The sequence below is a fragment of the Mycobacterium sp. KBS0706 genome (genome assembly GCF_005938675.2).
In the GTDB taxonomy this organism is placed as follows: domain Bacteria; phylum Pseudomonadota; class Alphaproteobacteria; order DSM-16000; family Inquilinaceae; genus Inquilinus.
The window spans coordinates 99,524-120,977 of sequence record NZ_VCCH02000006.1 but is presented as its reverse complement, the minus strand read 5'-3'; the positions used below and the strand labels follow the sequence as shown (position 1 = coordinate 120,977).

At 71.3% G+C, this 21,454-nt stretch carries 16 protein-coding genes; 15 read left to right on the top strand and 1 reads right to left on the bottom strand.

From position 1 onward, the window contains the following. The first annotated feature begins 2 nt into the window (after positions 1 to 2). The 9 genes from tssC to FFK22_RS43760 all read left to right on the top strand — a co-directional run bounded on the left by tssC (position 3) and on the right by FFK22_RS43760 (position 13,069). Complete coding sequence (gene tssC, locus FFK22_RS05110) at positions 3 to 1,505, top strand: type VI secretion system contractile sheath large subunit (protein WP_138889001.1); 1,503 nt, start codon at positions 3 to 5, stop codon at positions 1,503 to 1,505. A 99-nt stretch (positions 1,506 to 1,604) separates the two neighbouring features. Continuing rightward, positions 1,605 to 2,138, top strand: coding sequence for a type VI secretion system tube protein Hcp (locus FFK22_RS05105; protein ID WP_138889002.1), 534 nt, complete (start codon positions 1,605 to 1,607; stop codon positions 2,136 to 2,138). Between the two features lie 67 nt (positions 2,139 to 2,205). Continuing rightward, the gene (tssE, locus tag FFK22_RS05100; RefSeq protein WP_138889003.1) at positions 2,206 to 2,712 is read left to right on the top strand and encodes a type VI secretion system baseplate subunit TssE; all 507 of its coding nucleotides are present in this window, start codon (positions 2,206 to 2,208) and stop codon (positions 2,710 to 2,712) included. Then, on the top strand, positions 2,712 to 4,598 hold the full coding sequence (gene tssF / locus FFK22_RS05095) for a type VI secretion system baseplate subunit TssF (RefSeq protein ID WP_138889004.1): 1,887 nt from the start codon (positions 2,712 to 2,714) through the stop codon (positions 4,596 to 4,598). The genes tssE and tssF overlap by 1 nt, the downstream gene beginning before the upstream one ends. After that, complete coding sequence (gene tssG, locus FFK22_RS05090) at positions 4,562 to 5,650, top strand: type VI secretion system baseplate subunit TssG (protein WP_138889005.1); 1,089 nt, start codon at positions 4,562 to 4,564, stop codon at positions 5,648 to 5,650. The genes tssF and tssG overlap by 37 nt, the downstream gene beginning before the upstream one ends. Next, positions 5,650 to 8,298: a type VI secretion system ATPase TssH gene (tssH, locus tag FFK22_RS05085; RefSeq protein ID WP_138889006.1), complete on the top strand. Its 2,649-nt coding sequence runs from the start codon at positions 5,650 to 5,652 to the stop codon at positions 8,296 to 8,298. The genes tssG and tssH overlap by 1 nt, the downstream gene beginning before the upstream one ends. Positions 8,299 to 8,309: 11 nt before the next feature. Further along, the gene (locus FFK22_RS05080; RefSeq protein ID WP_138889007.1) at positions 8,310 to 10,406 is read left to right on the top strand and encodes a type VI secretion system Vgr family protein; all 2,097 of its coding nucleotides are present in this window, start codon (positions 8,310 to 8,312) and stop codon (positions 10,404 to 10,406) included. A gap of 33 nt (positions 10,407 to 10,439) precedes the next feature. Beyond that, on the top strand, positions 10,440 to 11,705 hold the full coding sequence (locus tag FFK22_RS05075) for an ImcF-related family protein (protein WP_138889008.1): 1,266 nt from the start codon (positions 10,440 to 10,442) through the stop codon (positions 11,703 to 11,705). Next, on the top strand, positions 11,705 to 13,069 hold the full coding sequence (locus FFK22_RS43760) for a M23 family metallopeptidase (protein ID WP_221938398.1): 1,365 nt from the start codon (positions 11,705 to 11,707) through the stop codon (positions 13,067 to 13,069). The genes FFK22_RS05075 and FFK22_RS43760 overlap by 1 nt, the downstream gene beginning before the upstream one ends. Before the next feature lie 50 nt (positions 13,070 to 13,119). Here the strand turns inward: FFK22_RS43760 and FFK22_RS05065 are convergent, their stop codons facing one another. Continuing rightward, positions 13,120 to 13,737 carry a hypothetical protein gene (locus FFK22_RS05065; RefSeq protein WP_138889009.1) on the bottom strand — a complete coding sequence of 206 codons (618 nt, stop codon included), beginning with the start codon at positions 13,735 to 13,737 and terminating at the stop codon, positions 13,120 to 13,122. 172 nt (positions 13,738 to 13,909) lie between these two features. On the opposite strand from FFK22_RS05065, the gene FFK22_RS05060 reads away from it, so the two are divergent. The 6 genes from FFK22_RS05060 to FFK22_RS05035 are packed head-to-tail and all read left to right on the top strand — an operon-like array spanning position 13,910 to position 21,453. Next, positions 13,910 to 14,422: a peptidase S1 gene (locus FFK22_RS05060; RefSeq protein WP_138889010.1), complete on the top strand. Its 513-nt coding sequence runs from the start codon at positions 13,910 to 13,912 to the stop codon at positions 14,420 to 14,422. Positions 14,423 to 14,430: 8 nt separating this feature from the next. Continuing rightward, positions 14,431 to 15,894 carry a serine/threonine-protein kinase gene (locus FFK22_RS05055; protein WP_138889011.1) on the top strand — a complete coding sequence of 488 codons (1,464 nt, stop codon included), beginning with the start codon at positions 14,431 to 14,433 and terminating at the stop codon, positions 15,892 to 15,894. Beyond that, positions 15,891 to 17,903, top strand: coding sequence for a vWA domain-containing protein (locus FFK22_RS05050; RefSeq protein ID WP_138889012.1), 2,013 nt, complete (start codon positions 15,891 to 15,893; stop codon positions 17,901 to 17,903). Before FFK22_RS05055 ends, FFK22_RS05050 begins: the two co-directional genes overlap by 4 nt. Next, positions 17,900 to 18,628, top strand: a complete 729-nt coding sequence (locus FFK22_RS05045; RefSeq protein ID WP_138889013.1) for an ABC transporter ATP-binding protein — start codon at positions 17,900 to 17,902, stop codon at positions 18,626 to 18,628. Before FFK22_RS05050 ends, FFK22_RS05045 begins: the two co-directional genes overlap by 4 nt. 4 nt (positions 18,629 to 18,632) lie before the next feature. Beyond that, positions 18,633 to 19,847, top strand: coding sequence for an ABC transporter permease (locus FFK22_RS05040; protein WP_138889014.1), 1,215 nt, complete (start codon positions 18,633 to 18,635; stop codon positions 19,845 to 19,847). Further along, positions 19,840 to 21,453, top strand: coding sequence for an SUMF1/EgtB/PvdO family nonheme iron enzyme (locus FFK22_RS05035; protein ID WP_138889015.1), 1,614 nt, complete (start codon positions 19,840 to 19,842; stop codon positions 21,451 to 21,453). Before FFK22_RS05040 ends, FFK22_RS05035 begins: the two co-directional genes overlap by 8 nt. Position 21,454 lies beyond the last annotated feature (1 nt).

Sequence of the window (21,454 nt, the reverse complement as noted above, 5' to 3'; positions counted from 1 at the left end):
CCATGTCGTCCGCAGTCACCAGGTCCGCCGAGGCGCAGGCCGCCCCGGCCACCACGGTCGATCCCGGCGATTTCGCCAGCCTGCTGCAGCGCGAGTTCAGGACCCGCTCGGACCAGGCCCAGGAGGCGGTGGAGACCGCCGTCCGGACGCTGGCCGAGCAGGCCCTGCGCGACACCTCGGTGATCAGCGACGACGTCGTCGACACCATCCAGTCGATCATCGCGTCGATCGACGAGAAGCTGTCGGCGCAGATCAACGAGATCCTGCACCATGAGGAATTCCAGCAGCTGGAATCGGCCTGGCGCGGCCTGCACCACCTGGTCTTCAACACCGAGACCGACGAGACGCTCAAGATCCGCGTCTTCCCGATCTCGAAGAAGGAGCTGTCCCGCACGCTGCGCAAGTACAAGGGCATCGCCTGGGACCAGAGCCCGCTGTTCAAGAAGATCTACGAAGAGGAATACGGCCAGATCGGCGGCGAGCCTTATGGCTGCCTGATCGGCGACTACTACTTCGACCACAGCCCGCCGGATGTCGAGCTGCTGTCGGCGGTGTCACAGATCGCGGCGGCCAGCCACGCGCCGTTCATCTCCGCCGCCTCGCCGCACCTGCTGCAGATGGACTCCTGGCGCGAGCTGGCCAATCCGCGCGATATCACCAAGATCTTCCTGACGCCGGAGCACGCCGCCTGGAGGTCGTTCCGCGACGGCGAGAACTCGCGCTACGTGGCGCTGACCATGCCGCGCACCCTGGGGCGCCTGCCCTATGGCGCCAAGACCAACCCGGTCGACGAATTCGCCTTCGAGGAGGAGTCGGACGGCGGCGACAGCGCCAAGTATCTGTGGACCAACGCCGCCTATGCCATGGGCGTGAACATCACGCGCTCGTTCAAGCTGTATGGCTGGCTGTCGCGGATCCGCGGCGTCGAATCCGGCGGCCTGGTCGAGGACCTGCCGGTCCACACCTTCCCCAGCGACGACGGCGGCGTCGACCTGAAATGCCCGACCGAGATCGCGATCAGCGACCGGCGCGAGGCCGAGCTGTCCAAGAACGGCCTGCTGCCGCTGCTGCACCGGAAGAACACGGATCTCGGCGTCTTCATCGGCGCCCAGACCGTCAACAAGCCGATCAAGTACGAGGACCCGGACGCCTCGGCCAATGCCGAGCTGAGCGCCCGGCTGCCCTACATCTTCGCGACCTGCCGCTTCGCCCATTACCTGAAGTGCATGGTCCGCGACAAGATCGGCACCTTCAAGGAGCGGCACGAGGTCGAGGAGTGGCTGAACCAGTGGATCCAGGGCTATGTCCACCCGTCGCCTGAGCTGGGCAGCGAGGAGAGCAAGGCGCAGCAGCCGCTGTCCTCGGCCGAGGTCAAGGTCGAGGAGGTCGCCGACAACCCCGGCTACTACACCGCCCGGTTCTACCTGCGGCCGCACTACCAGCTCGAAGGCCTGACCATCTCGCTGCGGCTGGTCTCGCGCCTGCCGTCGGCCCGCAAGGCCTGACGATCCGCTCCATCGGCGGAAGGAGGTCGCATGCGGCACAGCTGATCGCCCCCGACAGACTCCAACCCATTCCAAACCACCAGATGAAGGAAGACGAACATGGCGTTCGACGCGGTCATGGTGTTCACCCAGGCGTCCAAGGACGGCATCCAGCCCAAGGGTGAATCCCTCATCCTGAAGGACGGCATCACGCTGGCCGACGAGTGGAGCTTCTCGCTCGAGAACAAGCTCAACATCGGCCCGCACACCAGCGGCGCCGGCTCCGGCAAGGCCGAGTTCGAGGTCTTCACCGTCAAGAAGCAGGTGGATACCGCCTCGCCCTATCTGTACGTGGCCTGCGGCCGCGGCGCCCATTTCAGCAATGTCGACCTGAAGCTGTTCAAGGCGACCGGCTCCGGCACCAGCACGTCCGGCACCAACCTGTTCCTGCACTGGACCTTCAACATGCTGGCCGTGGAGAAGGTCGAGTGGTCCTACGCCGAGGAGGCGCCGGAGGAGACGGTCACCTTCCGGTTCGGCGCCTGCAAGGTCATCTACTACAAGCAGAACGACAAGGGTGCCCTGACGAAGCAGGGCGAGGGCATCTGGAACCAGATCGCCAACAGCACCGACTTCACCAAGCTCGTCGCCTGACGGCGTCGCGACCGGCCGGTGCCCCGGCCGGTCGCCCTTCCCCCGACCCTACCCACCCAGGTGAATCATGGCCCGAGCCGTCAAGCGGGACCTGGTCCAGCCGTCGCTTCTCGACCGGCTGACCGACGACCAGCCGCGCAGCGCGACCGAGGCGCAGGACCGGCGCAGCTTCTCGGTGCGCCAGCTGCGGGAGGTGATCCTGCGCGACATCTCCTGGCTGTTGAACACCAATCAGCTGGCCGCGACCGTCGACCTTCAGGCCTATCCCCATGTCGCCGCCAGCACGCTGAACTACGGCATCTGGCCGCTGGGCGGGCACATCCGCGAAGGCGTCGATGCCAGCGCCCTGCGGCAGGAGATCCTCGCCAGCCTGCACCGGTTCGAGCCGCGGCTGCTGCCCGACAGCCTGAGGGTGACGGCGATCGAGGACGGGCAGGACATCGGCTCGCTCCATTTCAAGATCGAGGCCGACCTCTGGGCCCATCCGGTGCCGCTGCGCATGGTGATGCGCACCGAGGTCGACCGTGAGCTCGATGTCGTCCGCGTCGTCGAGATGCGCGCGGAGGCCAGCTGATGGATCCCCGGCTGCTGCGCCTCTACAATGACGAGCTCGCCTATATGCGCGACATGGGGGCCGAGTTCGCGCGCTCCTTTCCCAAGGTCGCCGGCCGGCTCGGTATGGAGACGACCGAGGTCGCCGACCCCTATGTCGAGCGGCTGCTCGAAGGCTTCGCCTTCATGGCGGCGCGGGTGCAGTTGAAGCTGCAGTCGCGCTTCCCCGATTTCACCCAGCATCTGCTCGAGCTGGTCTACCCGCATTTCCTGCCGCCGGTGCCGTCGATGGCGATCGTCCGGTTCGAGCCGGACCCGGAGGCCGGGCGGCTGGAGAACGGCTACCTGGTGCCGCGCGGCACCAAGCTGCTGAGCCAGCTCGCCCCCGGCGCCGTCACCCATTGCGAGTTCCGCACCGCCCATGACGTCCAGCTGTGGCCGGTGGTGGTCAGCGCGGTCGACTACTACGCCACGCCGGGGCAGCTCTCGGCCCTGCACCTGCCGGGCCGCCAGTCGGTGAAGGCGGCGCTGCGCCTGCGGCTGCGGACCACCAACGGGCTGCCCTTCAACAAGCTGGCGCTGAAGGCGCTGACGCTGCACCTGACCGGGCCCGGCGGCATTGGCGCGATCCTGGCCGAGCAGCTGGTCGCCGACATCCGCGCCATCGTCGCCCGGCCGCTGAGCCGGCCGGTGCCCTGGCAGGAGACGATCCCGCGGCAGGCGCTGCGGCAGGTCGGGCTGGAGCCGGGGTCGTCGCTGCTGCCCGAGGTGCCCCGCTCCTTCGACGGCTACCGCCTACTGCAGGAATATTTCGCCCTGGCGGACCGGACCCTGTTCGTCGAGCTCGGCGGACTGGCCGACGCGGTGGCGCTGTCGACCACCGAGGAACTCGAGATCGTGTTCGCGCTCGGCCGCGCGGAGCCGCGGCTGGAGCGCCATCTCGGCCCGCAGAACATCGCCCTGTTCGCGACCCCGGCGGTCAACCTGTTCGAGCGCCAGGCCGACCGGATCCATGTCAGCGACAAGCATTACGAGCACCATGTGGTGGTCGACCGGATCCGGCCGCTCGACATCGAGCTGCATTCGATCCTGGAGATGAGCGGCGAGGGCGAGAGCAACGACGCGGCCCCGCTGCCGTTCCTGCCCTTCTACAGCATCCACGAGCATGGGCGGCGCGAGCAGCATTCCAGCTACTACACCGTACGGCGCGAGCAGCGCCTGCTGTCCGAGCACCAGCGCCTGCACGGCACGCGGACCGGCTATATCGGCAGCGAGACCTTCGTCTCGCTGGTCGACCGCCAGGCCGCTCCCTATTCGGCCGATCTGCGCCAGCTGTCGCTGCGCTGCCTGTGCTCGAACCGGGACCTGCCGCTGCTGCTGCCGGTCGGCCGGGGCGAGACCGACTTCACGCTCGAGATCGGCGCCCCGGTGACCGGCGTCCGCTGCCTGTCGCTGCCGAGCCGGCCGCGGCCATCCTTCGCCAATGGCGACGTCGCATGGAAGCTGATCAGCCATCTGTCGCTGAACTACCTGTCGATCACCAATTCCGACCGGGCCGATCACCAGGGCGCCGAGGCGCTGCGCGAGCTGCTGCGCCTCTACATTGATCCGGACGACGCCTCCGCCGCGCGGCAGATCGACGGCATACGCGAGGTCCGGTCGAAGGCCGTGGTCCGGCGCCTGCCGGGCGGCGGGCAGGCCGCGGTGGCGCGCGGGATCGAGATCGGCGTCACTTTGGACGAGGCGGCCTTCGAGGGCGTCGGCACCTTCCCCCTGGCCTCGGTGCTCAACCAGTTCTTCGCCAAATACGTCTCGATCAACGGCTTCACCGAGATGGTGCTGTCGACCCTGCAGCGCGGGGAAGTGATGCGATGGCCGCCGATGATCGGCCGCCGGGCGGTGGTGTGATGCCGGACGCGCTCGACAGCTTCCTCGGTGCGGTCGCGGCCGAACCGCATGATTTCGACGTGTTCCAGGCGCTGCGGCGGATCGATGCCCTCAGCCCGGATCGCCCGCGGCTGGGGGAATCGAGCCGGCCGGGCTCGGACCCGGTGCGGATCGGGCAGCAGCCGGCGCTGGCGTTCCCGACCCGGCCGATCGCGGGCCTGACCGAGGCCGAGGAGGACGGGCCGGCCCGGCTGGCCACCTATGTCTTCGGGCTGTTCGGGCCGAACGGTCCGCTGCCGCTGCATCTGACCGAATACGCCCATCTGCGGCAGCACAACGCCGCCGACGAGACGCTGGTCCGCTTCGCCGACATCTTCCACCACCGCATGGCCTCGCTGTTCTTCCGCGCCTGGGCGGAGAGCGAGCCGACGGTGAGCCACGACCGGCCGCAGCAGGACCGTTTCGCCCTGCAGCTCGGCGCCCTCGCCGGCCTCGGCATGGAATCGCTGCAGGGCCGCGACGCGATGCCCGATTTGGCCAAGGTCCATTTCACCGGCCGGCTGGCCTCGCACACCCGCAACGCCGAGGGGCTGGGCGCCATCCTGGCCAGCTTCTTCGCGGCACCGGTCGAGATCCGCGAATTCGTGCCGAAATGGGTCCAGCTGCCGCGCGACGCGCTGTGCCTGCTGGGCCGCGAACCAGGCACTGGCACGCTGGGCAGCACCGCCACCGCCGGCGCCCGGATCCAGGTCTATCACCACCGCTTCCGGATCGTCATCGGCCCGCTGGAGCTGGCCCAGTACGAGCGGCTGCTACCCGGCGCCCCCGGTCTCGACAAGATGGCGCAGACCGTCCGCAACTACCTCGGCGACGAGCTGGACTGGGAGGTCAACCTGGTCCTGCGCCGCGACGAGGTGCCGGCGGTCCGGCTGGGCCGCAGCGGCAAGCTCGGCTGGACCGGCTGGATGGGCAAGCGCCGGTCGCGCCGCCACGCCGACGACCTGACGACGACCCCGCCCCGTCCCGGCCCGACGGAAGCGGCATCCCCCGAAACAGCCTCGTGGAGTCCGTGATGACGGGCATCAGCCGCCGCAACCTGTTCAGCAAGCTGAACGCGCCCTGCTACGCCGCGATCGAGAGCGCCACGGCGTTCTGCAAGCTGCGCGGCAACGCGTATGTCGAGCTGGTCCACTGGCTGCACCAGCTGAACGAGGTCGCCGATTCCGATTTCGGGCGGATCCTGCGCAGCTTCGGCGTCGACCCGGGCATCCTGGCGCGCGACCTGACCCGGGCATTGGACCGGCTGCCGCGGGGCGCCACCGCCGTCTCAGACCTGTCGCAGCACATCGAGGACGCGACCCAGGAGGCCTGGCTGGTCGCGACCCTGGCCTTCGGCGACGACCGCATCCGCTCCGGCCATCTGCTCTATGGCTGCCTGTCGAGCCGCCCCCTCAGCCATGCCTTGCTCGCGATCTCGCCCGAATTCGGCAAGCTGGCGCTGGACCGGCTGCGCGACGGCTTCGAGGCGATCACCCGCGGCTCGCCCGAGGCCACGGCCGCGCAGGCACCGGTGGAGGCGGCGGGCGAAGCATCGCCGGCGGCTCCCGGCGGGCGCGGCGGCGCCCTGGCGCGCTACACCGTCGACCTGACCGCGAGCGCCAGGGCCGGCAAGCTCGACCCGGTGATCGGTCGCGACCCCGAGATCCGGCAGATCATCGACGTGCTGATGCGGCGGCGGCAGAACAACCCGATCCTGACCGGTGAGGCTGGCGTCGGCAAAACCGCCATCGTCGAAGGCCTGGCCCTGCGTATCGTCGCCGGCGAGGTGCCGGCACCGCTGCGCGACGTCGCCCTGCACGCGCTGGATCTCGGCCTGCTGCAGGCCGGCGCCGGGGTGAAGGGCGAGTTCGAGCAGCGGCTGCGCGACGTCATCGCCGAGGTCCAGGCGGCGCCCCATCCGGTGATCATGTTCATCGACGAGGCGCACACCCTGATCGGCGCCGGCGGCCAGGAGGGCACCGGCGACGCCGCCAACATGCTGAAGCCCGCTTTGGCCCGCGGCACGCTGCGGACCATCGGCGCCACCACCTGGGCCGAGTACAAGCGGTACATCGAGAAGGACCCGGCGCTGAGCCGGCGCTTCCAGGCCATCCCGGTGGCCGAGCCGGACGAGCCGCAGGCCGTCACCATGATGCGCCGCATGGTGCAGGCGCTGGAGAAGCATCACGGCGTCGAGATCCTGGATGAGGCGGTGGCGGCGGCGGTCGCGCTGTCGCGGCGCTACATCCCCGCCCGCCAGCTGCCGGACAAGTCGCTGAGCCTGCTGGACACCGCCTGCGCCCGGGTCGCCGTCAGCCGCCATGCCCGCCCCGACCGGCTGGAGCATGAGCGGCAGCGGATCGACGCCCTGACGCTGGAGCTGGAGATGCTCGGCCGCGAGGAGGCCGATGGCGGCGATGTCGGGAAGCGCCGGGCGGAGGTGGAGGAGGCGCTGGAAGAGGCCAGGCAGGAGGCGGCGCGGCTCGACGTCCGCTGGCAGGCCGAGCGCAGCCTGGTCGAGGAGATCCAGCGGGCCCGGGCCGCGCTCCGCGCCGACGGCGACGCTGCCGATCCGGCCGAGCTGCGGCAGCTCGACGGCGAATGGCGCGAGATCCAGGAGGAGGCGCCGCTGGTGCTCGACCGGGTCGACCGCAACGCCGTGGCCGCCGTGGTGCAGGACTGGACCGGCATCCCGGTCGGCCGGCTGCTGAAGGACGAGGCCACCACCCTGCTGTCCCTCGCCGATTCCCTGGGCCGGCGCGTCGTCGGCCAGGACCACGCCATGGAGGCGATCGCCCAGCGGGTGCAGACCAGCCGCGCCGGCCTGGACGATCCGGCCAAGCCGATCGGCGTCTTCCTGCTGTGCGGCCCGTCCGGCGTCGGCAAGACCGAGACGGCGCTGGCTCTGGCCGAGACGCTGCTGGGCGGCGAGAGCAACCTGATCACCATCAATATGAGCGAGTTCCAGGAGGCGCACACCGTCTCCTCGCTCAAGGGCGCCCCGCCCGGCTATGTCGGCTACGGCCAGGGCGGCGTGCTGACCGAGGCGGTGCGCCGGCGGCCGCATGCGGTGATCCTGCTCGACGAGATCGAGAAGGCGCATCCGGACGTCCACGAGATCTTCTTCCAGGTCTTCGACAAGGGCGTGATGGAGGATGGCGAGGGTCGCAAGATCGACTTCCGCAACACGCTGATCCTGCTGACCTCGAATGTCGGGGGCGAGCAGATCGCGCGGCTGTGCGCCGCCGAGGCTCGGCCGGAGCCGGAGGTGCTGGAGAGCGCGCTGCACCGGCCGCTGCGCGAGGTCTTCCCGCCGGCCCTGCTGGGCCGGATGACACTCGTCCCCTACTACGCGCTGAGCGACGGCATGCTGGACCGCATCGTGCGCCTGCGGCTGGACCGGATCGCCGACCGGATGATGCAGGCCCACAAGGTGCCGCTGACCTGCGACGACGCCGTGGCCGAGCTGATCGCCCGGCGTGCGCGCCAGGTCGACAGCGGCGGCCGCATGGTCGACGCCATCCTGACCAGCACGCTGCTGCCGGCGATCAGCCGGCACATCCTGGCCGAGCAGCGGGACGGCCGGCCGGTCGGCGCGCTGCACATCGGCGTGCGGGACGACGCCTTCCACTACCAGTTCGACGGCGGCCTGCCGGCCGCATCCCTGCAGCCCAGCGACTAGGCGACATCACCATGCCCCTGTCGACGATCGAAACCCTGCTGAAGGACAACCGCTTCGCGGCGGTGACCTCGGCCGCCTTCCAGCTGAACGAGGTCTATCTCCGGCGGCTGAGGGGCGTCGAGCGGCTCGGCGAGCCCTTCCTCTACGAGGTGACGCTCGCCAGCCCCGACCCGATCCAGGGCTTCGCCAAGGTGCCCGGCCAGACCCTGACCGCCGGCCTCAAGCTCAAGGGCACGGCGACGCGGTACTTCCACGGCATCGTCACCCGGTTCCAGTATGTCGGCCTGGACGACACCGAGCGCCTCAACTACGTGGCGGAGGTGCGGCCCTGGCTGTCGCTGCTCGAATACCGCCGCAACAGCCGGATCTTCCAGAACAAGACCAGCATCGAGATCATCACCACGATCTTCCGGGAGCACAACGGCACCTTCAAGAACAAGACCACCGGGAGCCTGCCGCGGCGCCCTTTCTGCGTCCAATACGACGAGACCGACCTGGCCTTCGTCAGCCGGCTGATGGAGCAGGACGGGATCTACTATTACTTCGAGCATGCGGAGAACCGGCACGAGCTGGTGCTGGTCGACAACGCCTCGAGCCACCAGCCCTGCACGCCGCAGGTGGTGGAGACCCACCACAATCTGCGGCCGGCCCGCAACCTCCACCAGGACGACCTGATCCTGCGCTGGGAAGAGGTGGTGTCGATGCAGCCGGACAGCATCGTCATGCGTGACTACGACCATGAGAAGCCGACGGCGAACCTCGACGCCGTGGCACGAACCCCCGCCGTGAAGGTCGGCGGCATCCCGCCGCGCAAGACCCTGGCGGGCGCCGCCCCCGGGCGACCCGGCGGAACGCCGGTCGCGCCTGTGGCGGCGGTCAAGACGACGACGGCCCCCGGCAGCCCCTCGTCGACGCAGGAGAGCTTCGTCTATCCGGGCCGCTACATCGAGAAGAAGGACGGCGATTTCTATGCCAGGATCCGGGCCGAGGAGCTGGCCTGCAGCGCCTATCGCGCGCGGGTCGAGAGCACGGCGCGGCAGATCACGACCGGATCGATCTTCACCGCGGCGAATCCCTTCTATTACGGCGATGTCGATTCCCGCCCCAAGCCCACCGAGCGGTTCCTGGCGGTGGGCAACGAGTTCACGGTCGTCGGCGAGGTCGGAGAGGTCGCCGACGGGCCGGGGAACGCCGTCGACGCCAGCGACCGCTTCCTCTACCGCAGCATGGTCGAGATCATCCCGGCGACCACCCAGTACCGCCCGCTGCGCCGCACGCCGGCGCCGGTCATTCAGGGGCCGCAGACGGCGCTTGTCGTCGGCCCCAAGGCCGACACGATCACGACCGACAAGCTCGGTCGCATCAAGGTCCAGTTCTTCTGGGACCGCGAGGGCAAGAAGGACGAGAACAGCTCCTGCTGGATCCGGGTGGCCCAGAGCTGGGCCGGCAAGGGCTTCGGCGGCCTGATCATCCCGCGCATCGGCCAGGAGGTCGTGGTCGACTTCATCCACGGCAACCCGGACTGGCCGCTGGCGACCGGGGTCGTCTACAACGCCACCAACCTGCCGCCCGAGACCCTGCCGGCGGACAAGACGCGCTCGACCTTCCGGACGCACACCGACCGCGGTGCGGTCGACGCCTATAACGAGCTGCGCTTCGAGGACAGGCGGGACCGCGAGGAGGTCTGGCTGAAGGCGCAGAGGCAGTACAACGTCAAGGTGCTGCAGAAGCACGCCATCGATGTCACGGAGAAGTTCGTCCTCACCACCGGGGCGGCCACCGAGGAGAAGACATCGGCGATGCCGTCCCTTCCCGGGCAGCAGGCAAGCTCCCGCATCGAGGTCACGCCGGACAGGATCAGGTTCCTGGTCAAGGGCGCCAAGGACTGGCAACTCCTGGAGCTCGGCCCGGACGGCCTCATCATCCTCGCCGACGGCTTCTCGATGATCACCGCCGAAAAGGCCGAATCCTTTCCGCCGATCCTGCCCGGCCGGCCGCCGAAGGAGGCCTCCAAGGCCAAGCTGGAACTGGGCATGGAGATGAGGCAGGGCCTCGAGCCCGGGATCGGAGAGGACAGCCCCGGCAGCAAGGTCTTCGGCGCGGCGTAGCGCCATGTCCCATCGCACGGAGGGGTGAGCGCAATGCGCCGTCGGGCATGCATCGCGGGCTGCATCCTGGCCCTGCTCGCCGGCCTGGCGGCGATCCATGTCTCGAACCACCGCGTCGCCGACCGTGCGCGCGCCGCGATCGAGGCCGCGCAGGCGGCGACGCCTGCGCCCGACGCGGCGCCGGAGGATCCGGCGGCCGCGCTGCCGGCCCTCGACGCGCTGGCCGCCTCGCCGTTGGCGGCTCCTGAGCCCCTGCCCTGGTGGCGGCAACTGAGCCTGAACGCCGCGCCGCTGGAGGATCTCGCCGCCGCGACCACCGGGCTCGACCGCGAGTTGCTGCGGGAGGCGTTCCTGCATCGCCTGGCGCAACGGATCCTGGCCCGGATCGACCAGCCGGATGTTGGCTCGGACCTCGCCTTCGACGGGCTGAAGGCGGCGCTGGCCATCGGCGGCACCGGCCCGCGGCAGGACGGGCTGATCCGGCTCTGGGCGTCGACCGACTGGTCGATGACTGCCCCGGACGCGCTGCGCCAGGCCCTGGTGGTGCAGCTCGACCGCGCCCTCGCCGCCGAGCCGCGCCTCGCCCCTGCGCTGGACATGGCGGTGGTGGAGCGGATCCGAGCCCGGCTGCGCGGCGAGCCGCTGTCGGCCCGGGCCTATGCTGCGATCCGCACCTCGGATGCCGCCCAGGGCCTGCCGCCCTTCCGCGCCGACCTCGTGCTCGGGGCGGACAGCTGGGCGGTGCGGCGCCGGTCGGGCGCCTCGCTGGCCACGCCGATTCCCGGGCTGCTCACCGCCGACGGCTTCCACCGGGTGGTCGTGCCGGCACTGACGGATCTGTCCGCCTCGCTCGGCTCCGACGACTGGGTGCTGGGCGCGGCGCCGTCGGGCGGCGGCGACCTGACCGCCGCCGTGCTGGCGCTCTATCTCGACGACGTGGCTCGCGCCTGGGATGGGCTGCAGGACGACCTCGCGCTGGTCCCCGCCACCGATCCGGAGACGGCGACCCATCTCCTCGCCGCGCTGACCCCGGCGCAGGGACCGCTGCTGCGCCTCGCCGTCGCCGCCCGCCGGGCCACGCTGTTCGACCGCGGCCAGGCCGACGACGCGGCCCTGGCGACCCTGGCGCGGAAGCTCGGCGGGCTGCGCCTGTGGACCGCCATCGACCGCCGCTATGCCTGGCTCGACGGTACGGAGCTGCAGGGCGCCCTGCTGCTCGACGACGCCATCCGCCGCTTCGTCGCGACCGCCGGCAGCATGCCCGCCGACACCGCGGCGCCGGCCGGGGCTCTCGACTGATGCCGCGGGACGTCATCGCCGAAGCCGAGGCCGCCGCCTCCGGCATCGTCGCCGGCGCCGCCGGTGCCGCGTGCCTCTGCCGCCCCGAGCTCGGGCTGTGGGCCGTGGTCGCGGCCGGGGCCGCGCAATCCCGCCGCCTGCTCGAGGATCTCGCCGCACTCGATGGCGCGGTTGACGAAGCGCAGCTGACGCGCATCGTGCGGCGGAAGACCGGCGTCTCGGCGATGATCGCCCTGCTGCGGCCGCCGCATCTGCTGTGCCTGCGCCTGGGCGGCGGCAGCGCCCATCGCCTGGGTCGGGCCGGCCTCGCCCCCCTCGCCCCGGACGCCGGGACGATCCGCGTCCGGCTGGACGCAGGGGACCGCGTCATCCTCGGCGCGCCGGCCGTCGCCGAGATCGTCGACAGGACCGCGCTATTGCTCGAACGGCTGCCGCCGGAGGCCGCCGCCCGGCTGCTGGTGCAGCGCGCCGGGGAAGCCGGCCGGCACGGCTGCGGGACGGTGGTGCTGGCGCTGCCCGACCGGCTGCCGATGGCGGCAAGACCCGTCGAGACCCCTGCGTCGGCCCCTCCGCCATCCCGCATCCGGCCGATGGCCGTCAGCGCCGCAGCGGCCCTGGCTTTGTCCTTCACCGCGGTGCTCGGCATCGCCGTCCTTCGGGATGCCCCCGAGCCGACGCTGCAGCGCCAGGTCGCGGAGGCGCCGTCCCAGGAGAGCGGACCGGTATCGGCGGATGAGGGCGACCTGGCTGCGGCCGACCGCCGCTTCGCCCAGACGGCGCGGCTGGCCGTCGCCGTCGCCGCGATCGACCGCACGCTGCAGCAGCTCGACCTGGCGCCGGCCGCGGAGGATCGCGACGCCGCGATCCGCCCCTTCTCTCCGGGGTCGATCGACGCGCAGGCCCGGGCGCTGGCGGCCCGCCTGCCCGGCTGGCCCTTGTCGGTGCCGCTGCGCGTGCCCTTGCGGCTGTCCAGCCCCTTCGGCTGGCGGGTCCATCCGGTGACCGGCGTTCCCACCCTGCATGCCGGGCTGGACCTGGTGGCGCCGGCGGGAACCCCGATCTACGCGACCGCCGACGGCCGCGTGCTGCGGGCCGGGCCGGCCGGCGGCTACGGCAACATGGTGGAGATCCAGCATGCCGACGGCCTGGTCACGCGATACGGCCACATGCAGTCGATCGCGGTGGAGGCGGGGCAGGAGGTGACGGCGGCCACGGTGATCGGCCAGCTCGGCTCGACCGGCGTGTCGACCGGCCCGCATTTGCATTACGAGATCCGGCGCGCCGAGCAGCCGGTCGACCCGATGCCCTTCCTGCAGGCCGGGCAGGCGCTGAAGTCGATGCTCGTCGCCGTCGCCGGGAACTGAAAGGGCGGCCCCAAGCCGCCCTCCATCCTTCTGTGGAACCGACCCGAGGCTCAACTTGCGCCGGGCGGAGTGACGACCGCGGCGGCGGGCGCGACGACGGGAAGGGCCTGCGCCGGCGCGAACACGCCAGTCCCGCCGACCTCGGCCGGTTTCGCCACGTCCCCGGTCTGCGCCGTCGTCCCGGGAACCGGCTGCCCGTCGCCGATGGTGTTGACCAGCCCGGAGACGGAGACGATCAGGCCGCTGAGGTCGTTGATCGTCGATGCCTGCTCGGTCCAGCCGGCGGTCTGATCGCCGGTGGAGATCCGGGCGCGGACCATGCCGCGGCGGACCTGGCTTTCCGCCTGCCGCAGCGCCGCATACTGCGCTGGGGTGCCGTTCTGGCCGAGATTGGCCCTGGCCTCGATCACCAGCTTCTTCAGAAAGCTCAGCCGCTGCTGCACCGTGTCCATCGCGCGGTCGAGCGTGACCCGCGATGACTGCGCCTTGCGGGCGATGACCTCGATCGGCAGCGTCGTGCTGGCGACCGGCGTCGCGGGCAGCGTGCCGGCGGCCGCGGCCCCCTTGCCGAATTGGGGAAACGGCTTCGGATCCGGCAGGCGATCGGCGCAGGCGGCGCAGAGCAGGCCCAGACCGAGCACGATCATCGGCGACTTGAGCGGAGACATGGGCAGCGCCTTCTCGAAGATTGCGGGAAGCCCGGCATCCTGATCCCGGCATCACCGCTGCGGAGCATGCGAAATCGACATGATCGTATCCGGGCGAAAGGCCGATGAATTCTGGCCCGCCCCCAGATCACGACGCATATTTCCTGGGAACAGCCCCGACCTGGAGGCACCTATGCCAATCGCAAAACGCGCCTTTGCGGTTCTTTTCTTCCTGTTATTGACGACGCCGGCCTCGATCGCGCAGCAGGTCGCAGCCGTTTCGGCGACACCGCCGGACCCGACGGCCCGGCCCTACTATCTGGCCGCCACCCTGACGGGGGCGTTCCGGACCGATCCGTTGCCGATCGGCGTCCTGGCCGGAGGGCGCATGTCGGTCGTGGGCCTGGCCGGCGACTGCGTCGGCAACATCACGCCGGAACGCCCCGATGCGACGATCGATCTCGAGGATGTCCCCGGCCCGGTGAATTTCTACGTGGCGGCGGGCACGGACACGGCGCTGGTGGTCCACACCCCCGCGGGGCAGTGGCTCTGCGCCGACGACAGCGAGGCGGGGGGCGTCAACCCGGCGATGACGATCAACGCGCCCGGGAACGGCTCCTACGCCGTCTGGGTGGCGTCGGTCGAGGCCCCCGACCGGCCGGTGCCGGCCGTGCTGGTCGTCAGCGAGCTGCCGCCGGTCTGGTAGCCGTGGTCATGACCGCCGATCCGATGCGTGACGCCGAGACGCCGCCGGCCGACGAGACGCGCCTGGTCGCACCGGCCGCGCCGAGCGCCTCGGCCGCACCGAGGGCCTCGGCCGCGCCAGGCGAGCCCGACGCCCCGGCCGCGCCGGCGGAGGACGGGCCGTCGCTGGCGCCGGGGACGGTGGTGCTGCACACCTACCGCATCATCCGGCTGATCGGCCGCGGCGGCATGGGCGAGATCTACCAGGCCGAGCACCGCGACCAGCGGACGCTGCATGCGATCAAGATCATCCGGCCCGACCTGGCCGGCGACGAGTCGATCGTCAGCCTGTTCCTGCGCGAGGCCGAGGCCCTGCGCAAGATCCGGCACGCGGCGATCGTCGCCTATGACGGCCTGTTCCGCGACTCAACCGGCCGACTGCATCTGATCATGGAGTATGTCGACGGCCCGTCACTGCGCGACCGGCTGCGCCAGGGACCGCTCGCGCCGCACGAGATCGCCCAGCTGCGCGACCGCCTGGCCGCCGGGCTGGCCGAGGCCCATGACAAGGGCATCTATCACCGCGATCTGTCGCCCGACAACGTGATCCTCGAGCATGGCCGGCTGGAGCAGGCGAAGCTGATCGATTTCGGCATCGCCCGCTTCGCCGACCCGAGCATGCGGACCCTGGTCGGCAGCCGCTTCGCCGGCAAGCTGTCCTGGGCCTCGCCGGAACAGATCGGGTTGTTCGGCGCCCAAGTCGACGGCCGGTCCGACATCTACAGCCTGGGCCTGGTTCTCGCCGCTGCCGCGCGCGGCCGGCCGCTGGAGATGGGCAAGACCATGATGGCCACGGTCGAGGCCCGCAAGACCACCCCCGATCTGGACGGCGTGCCGCCCGGCCTCGCCACCCAGATCACCCGCATGCTGGCCCCCGATCCGCGCGACCGGCCGCAATCGATGCGCAGCCTGGTCGACGAGGCGGAGCCCGACCGGCTCCGTTGGCTCGAACGCCTCCGATCGCGGCCGGCCCTCGGTGCCGCCCTGCTCCTCACTCTGATGGCCTTCGCCGGCGCGGGGTGGTGGTGGTCCGGTCCGGACTCTCCCCCGGCGGCACCCGCGCCGCTGCCGCTGATGTCGGCACCGCCGGGCGCGGCGGAGCCGGCGCAGGAGCTCGACCGCGAACAGCTGCCGCGGATCCTGACGCTGGCGCCGGCCGAGGTCTTCGCCGCCGGCCAGCGCTTCCTGACCGAAAAGCGCGACGCCGACACGGCGCTGGTGCTGTGGGAGGAGGCCTCGCGGCGCGGCAGCGGCGACGCGGCCTTCGGCATCGCGCAGTTCTACGACCCGAATGTCCGGACCACCGGCCCGAACCCATTCAGCGCCCCCAACCCGACCAGGGCGCGGGAGTTCTACGCCTTGGCCCTGCAGCGCGGCATCGGCATCGCCCGCGCCCGGCTGCAGGCCCTCGACAACGCGGAGTCCGCGCGATGACGATCCCAGCCTTCCGGCTCCGCCTCGCCACCCTGCTGGCCCTGGCCTGGCTGGCGGCCTTTGCCGCCCCGGCGATCGCCCAGGACCCGGCACCTTCGCCCGGCGCCCGCAAGCCGCTGCTGATGGCCGGCACGACGAGCCTGTGGCAGCGGGTGCTGACCCGCCCGGGCGCGCGGCCGTCCCAGTCCCCGGGCGGGCCGCCGGCCGAGGCCGAGATCCCGCCGCTGACCATGGTCTTCGTCTATGCCCGGGCGGCCGGCGACGGCGGCAACTGGCTCGAGGTCGGGCCCAACACCGGCGGCCAGACGCTGGGCTGGCTTCCCGAGGCCGAGGCGATCGACTGGAAGCAGACCCTGGTGGTGAACTTCACCAACCCGGTCAACCGCGACCGTGCTCTATTCTTCAAGGATTCCGCGCCGCTGCTGTCGATCATGGAAGCGCCGGATGCGGAGGCCCGAACCGCGGCGCTTCGGCAAGCGGCGGTTTCCGGAACGCTGCCGCCGGACAGCCCGATCGCGGCGATCGAGCCCTCGACCTGGATCGATCCGGCCAAGACGTTCTACCTGCTGCCGATCCTGAACTGGACCGATGGCTATTTCGCCAAGGGCTTCCCCGGCCTGGCCCTGCAGGTTGCGGCGACCTCGCTGCAGGAGACTGCAGACCCGCCACCGCAGGCGACCAACGCCGCCGACACGGCGCAGGTGATGGCCGGCTACCGCGCCGGCGTCGTCTTCGTGGTCGACACCACCGTGTCGATGGACCCCTATGTGGCGCGGACGCGCGAGACCATCCGCACCCTGATCGAGAAGCTGCACGCCGAGGAGGGCGACAAGCTCAGCCTCGGCCTGGTCGGGTTCCGCGACGTGCTCGATGACGGCCGCCCCGACGAGTACATCGCCAAGGTCTTCGCCACGCTGTCCGACGGGCTCGACCCGAAGGGGTTCCTCGACCGCTTCGACGCGGCCAAGGTCTCGCATGCCGACAACCGCGACTTCCGCGAGGATTCCTTCGCCGGGGTCAAGGCCGCGCTGGACGACATCGACTGGACCGGCGTGGCCGGGCGGCTGATCGTGCTGATCACCGACGCCAGCCCGCGCCGGGCCAACGACCCCTATTCCTCCACCCATCTCGACCCCGACCAGCTGCGGCTGCTGGCCCAGTCGAAGGGCGCCGCGGTGCTGGTGATCCACCTGAAGACCGCCGCCGGCAAGGACGACCACGCCGCCGCCGAGGACGCCTATCAGCCGCTGTCCGACTATCCCAATGTCGGCAGCCTGTACTTCCCGATCGAAGGGGGCGACCTGCGCACCTTCGGGTCGGTGATCGACCGGATCGCCGGGATCATGCTCGGCCAGATGCAGACGGCCGCGGAGGGCCAGGTGGCGCCCGCGGCGGATGCGCCTGCCGCCGCCGACACCAAGGCCGACGATCCGAGCCGGGAGGCGCTGGCCCGCACCGGGCTGGTCGGACGCGCCATGCAGCTCGCCTATCTCGGCCAGAAGGAGAACGGCCGCGTCCCGCGCCTGTTCTCGTCCTGGATCTCGGACCGCGACATCGCCAACCCGGCCCGCAAGGCGCTCGACGTGCGCGTCCTGATCACCAAGAACCAGCTGTCCGACCTGCAGACGACGCTCGCGGCGATCATCGATGCCGGCGAGGCGACGCGGGTGGCGCCGAACGACTTCTTCCGCCAGCTGCGCAGCGCCGCCGCGACCATGGCCCGGCGGCCGGAGGGCGTCGGCCAGGAGGAGTCGCGGCACCTGGCCGAACTCGGGCTGATCGGCGAATACCTCGAAGGCCTGCCCTATCGCAGCCGGATCATGGAGCTGACCGAGGATGACTGGCTGTCCTGGAGCTTCGGCCAGCAGCGCCAGTTCCTGGACGACCTGCAGGCCAAGGTGACGCTGTACCAGCAGATCTACGACAACACCGATTTGTGGATCGCGCTCGACGGCCAGCGCACCGGCGGCGAGGCGGTCTATCCGATGCCGCTCGATGCGCTGCCATGATCGGCCCGGCCCCCGTCTACACGCTGCGCGACGTGGTGCTGCGGCGCGGCGCCCGCACGGCCGGGTTCGAGCTGCATGTCAGCAACCTGGTGGTGCCGCGCAGCGAGATCCTGTTCCTCAACGGCCAGTCGGGATCCGGCAAGTCGACGCTGCTGGACCTGCTGGCAGGGACGCTGGCGCCGGACCGGGCAGAGACCTTCGAGCTGGCGGCCATCGGCCGTCCGCCGCTGGATCTCGCGGCGCTGTGGCGCCGGCGGCGGCGGGACGCGCTGGCCGCGCTGCGGGCGCGCAGCATCGGCTATGTGCTGCAGACCGGCGGCCTCCTGCCCTATCTCTCGGTGGTCGAGAACATCGCCCTGACCGCCCGCATCGCCGGGCGCTACGATCCCGGCCATGTGCGCGAGCTGGCGGACCGGCTGGGCCTCGGCCGGCTGCTCGGCCTCAAGCCGGACCGGCTTTCGGTGGGTGAGCGGCAGCGGGTCGCCATCGCCCGCGCCCTGGCCCATCGCCCGGACGTCCTGCTGGCCGACGAGCCCACCGCCTCGCTCGACCCGCCGACGGCCGACCGGGTATTCGCCCTGCTGGTCGAGACGGTCGAACGCTTCCGGACCACGGCCGTCATCGCCTCGCATGACTGGTCGCGCACCCAGGCCAGCGGGCGGCGGATCATCGGCCATGCCCTGCGCCGCGAGGACGACGTCGTGCGCGCCTATTTCTGGACCTGAGCCGATGACCGGACGCATCACCATGGCGGCGCGCCTCGCCACCCGGGATTTCGGCCATGACTGGCGCATCGCGCTGTGCCAGGTGCTCGGCCTGGCCGCGGTCCTCGCGCCCCTTCTCGTCCTGTTCGGGCTGCGCTTCGGCCTGATCGACACCATGGCCCAGCGCCTGATCGAGGACCCGCGCAACCGCGAGATCGTCCCCGCCGGCAGCGGCTGCTTCGGCGACGCAGTCTTCGCCGAGCTCGCCGCCCGGCCGGACGTCGCCTTCGTCACGCCGGCGACCCGCGCGATCGCCGCCGGCATCACCCGGCTGCGCAGCGAGGCGGGCGGCCGCACCCTGTCCGGCACGCCGATGCTGCCGACCGGCCGCGGCGACCCGATGCTCGGCGCGGCCGAGCCCCCGGCCGGCGCCGCGGTGGTGCTGACGCGGCGGCTGGCCGAATCCCTGGGCGTCGCCGAGGGCGGCCGGCTGGTCGCCGAGATCACCCGCCAGCGCGACGGCACGCTGGAGGCGCAGCGCATCCCGCTCACCGTCTCCGGCATCACCGACCAGCCGGTCTCGCCGGGCGAGGCGATCCTGGCGCCGCTCGACCTGCTCGTCGCCACCGAGGACTGGCGCGACGGCTACGCCGTCGACGACCGCGGCTGGTCCGGGGGGCCGCGGCCGCAGACCGAGCGCAGCTTCGCCCGGTTCCGCCTCTATGCCCGCTCGATCTACGACGTGGCCGGGCTGGAGGAGGCGTTCCGGCGCCAGGACATCGCGGTCCGCACGGCCGCGGCCGACATCGCCCAGATGCAGTCGCTCGACCGCAATCTCGGCGTCGCCTTCTGGCTGATCGCCGGCTGCGGCGGCTTCGGCTACCTGATCTCGCTGGCGGCCGGGCTGCGCAGCCATGTCGAGCGGAAGCGGCGCGACCTCGCCCTCTTGCGGCTGATCGGCCTGCCGACCCGCGCCCTGGTCGCCTTCCCGGTGACCCAGGCCGTTCTGATCGCGCTGCTCGGTCTCGTCCTCGGCGCCGCGGTCTTCCAGGGCGCCGCCACCGTGCTCAACACCACCTTCGCCACCGGCCTCCTGCCCGGCGAGCGCATCTGTCGGTTGCTGCCCGTCCACCTCGCCGTGGCCGCGGCGGCGACGATGGCGGCGGCGCTGCTGTCGGCCAGCTGGGGCGGCCTGTTGGCGGCCCGCATCGAGGCCTCCAAGGAGCTCCGCGATGGCTGAGCGCCGGTCGTCCCTCCGGGGCCTGCTGATCGGCGCCGCGCTGCTGACGGCCTCTCCGGCCATCGCCGAGGACGCCCCCTGGCCGGTCGAGGCCTACAACCCCGCCCCGGCGGAAGGCGACGTGGTGCTGCCGATGCCCTGCGGCGGCGCCATGGCGTTCCGCCGCGTCGCCCTGCCCTCGACCGGGGTGCTCGACGACGTCCGGGTCCAGTTCGGCGACGCCCAGCCCGAGCTCGGCTTCTTCAGCGACCGGCGCTATGACGTGATCGCCGGCGCCTTCGGCGACCCTGCCGTCCCCGGCACCCGCTATTTCCTGATCGGCAAATACGAGGTCACCCGCGCCCAATGGGCGGCGCTGTCCGGCGATGCCTGCCCGGCCCCCGGGATGCGGCAGCGCGTGCCGCAGACCGAGATCTCCTGGTTCGACGTGGTCGGCTTCGCCAACCGCTATTCGCAATGGCTTCTGGCTCATGCGCGCGACAAGCTGCCCGCGGAATCGGGCACGCCCGGCTTCCTGCGCCTGCCGACCGAGGACGAATGGGAATATGCGGCCCGCGGCGGCATGGCCGTGTCCTCCGAGAATTTCCTGGCGGCCCGGTTCCCGATGCCGGAGGGCGCCGCCGACTATGTCTGGTACCAGGGCACCGGCTCGGCCGAGGGCCGGCTGCACCCGATCGGGCTGCTCAAGCCCAACCCGCTCGGGCTGCACGACATCCTGGGCAACGCCGCGGAGATGATGCTGGAATCCTTCCGGCTGAACCGGCGCGGCCGGCTGCACGGCCAGGCCGGTGGCTTCATCGCGCGCGGCGGCGACTACAACACCCCGCTGAGCCAGATCCGGTCCGGCATGCGGGTCGAGATGCCCTACTACGCCGCCGGCGCCGCCACGGCCACGGAAAGCCAGCAGCTCGGCTTCCGCCTGGTGGTCGCGGCGCCGGTGGTGACCTCGCCCGAGAAGCTGACCGAGATCGAGAAGGCCTGGGAGGCGATGCCGTCCTCCGGCGAGGCCCCGTCGACCGCGCGCCGCGAGGATACCGCGCTCGGCACCATCGACCGCCTCGCCGACCAGGCGGGCGACGAGGCGGTCCGGGCCCAGCTGCGCGACGCCGGCCGATCGATCCGCGAGGCGCTGGTCGACCGCAACGACGCCCGGGACCGCACCATCCGGCTGCTGATCAATGTCGGCGCCCTGCTCGGCAACAAGCTGCGCACCGACCATCAGCGGCTGCTGGCGGTGCAGCGCGCGATCGAGGGCGTGGCCCGGCCGGCGTTGCGCCAGCTGCAGGCCCGGCGCCAGGATCCGCCGATCCGCAAGGCCATCGCCGACGCCACCGCCCGGATCGGCGAGATGGAGGCCCAGCGGGACGGGCTGGAGGACACCGTCAAGACCTCACGCGAGACCTATGTCGACACCGTGCTCAGCACCGGCAGCGACTATTCGGACGAGATCATCGCCGCCCAGTTGCCGGCGCTGAAGGCCGAGCTGCACGCCCGCGGCTCCGACGCGCTGCTGCCTTATGTCGACCTGTTCGTCCAGCACATGCGGCGGATGCGCGACAACAGCGCCGCCGACCCCCAAAGCCTGATCGACGACCTGACCCGGTGAG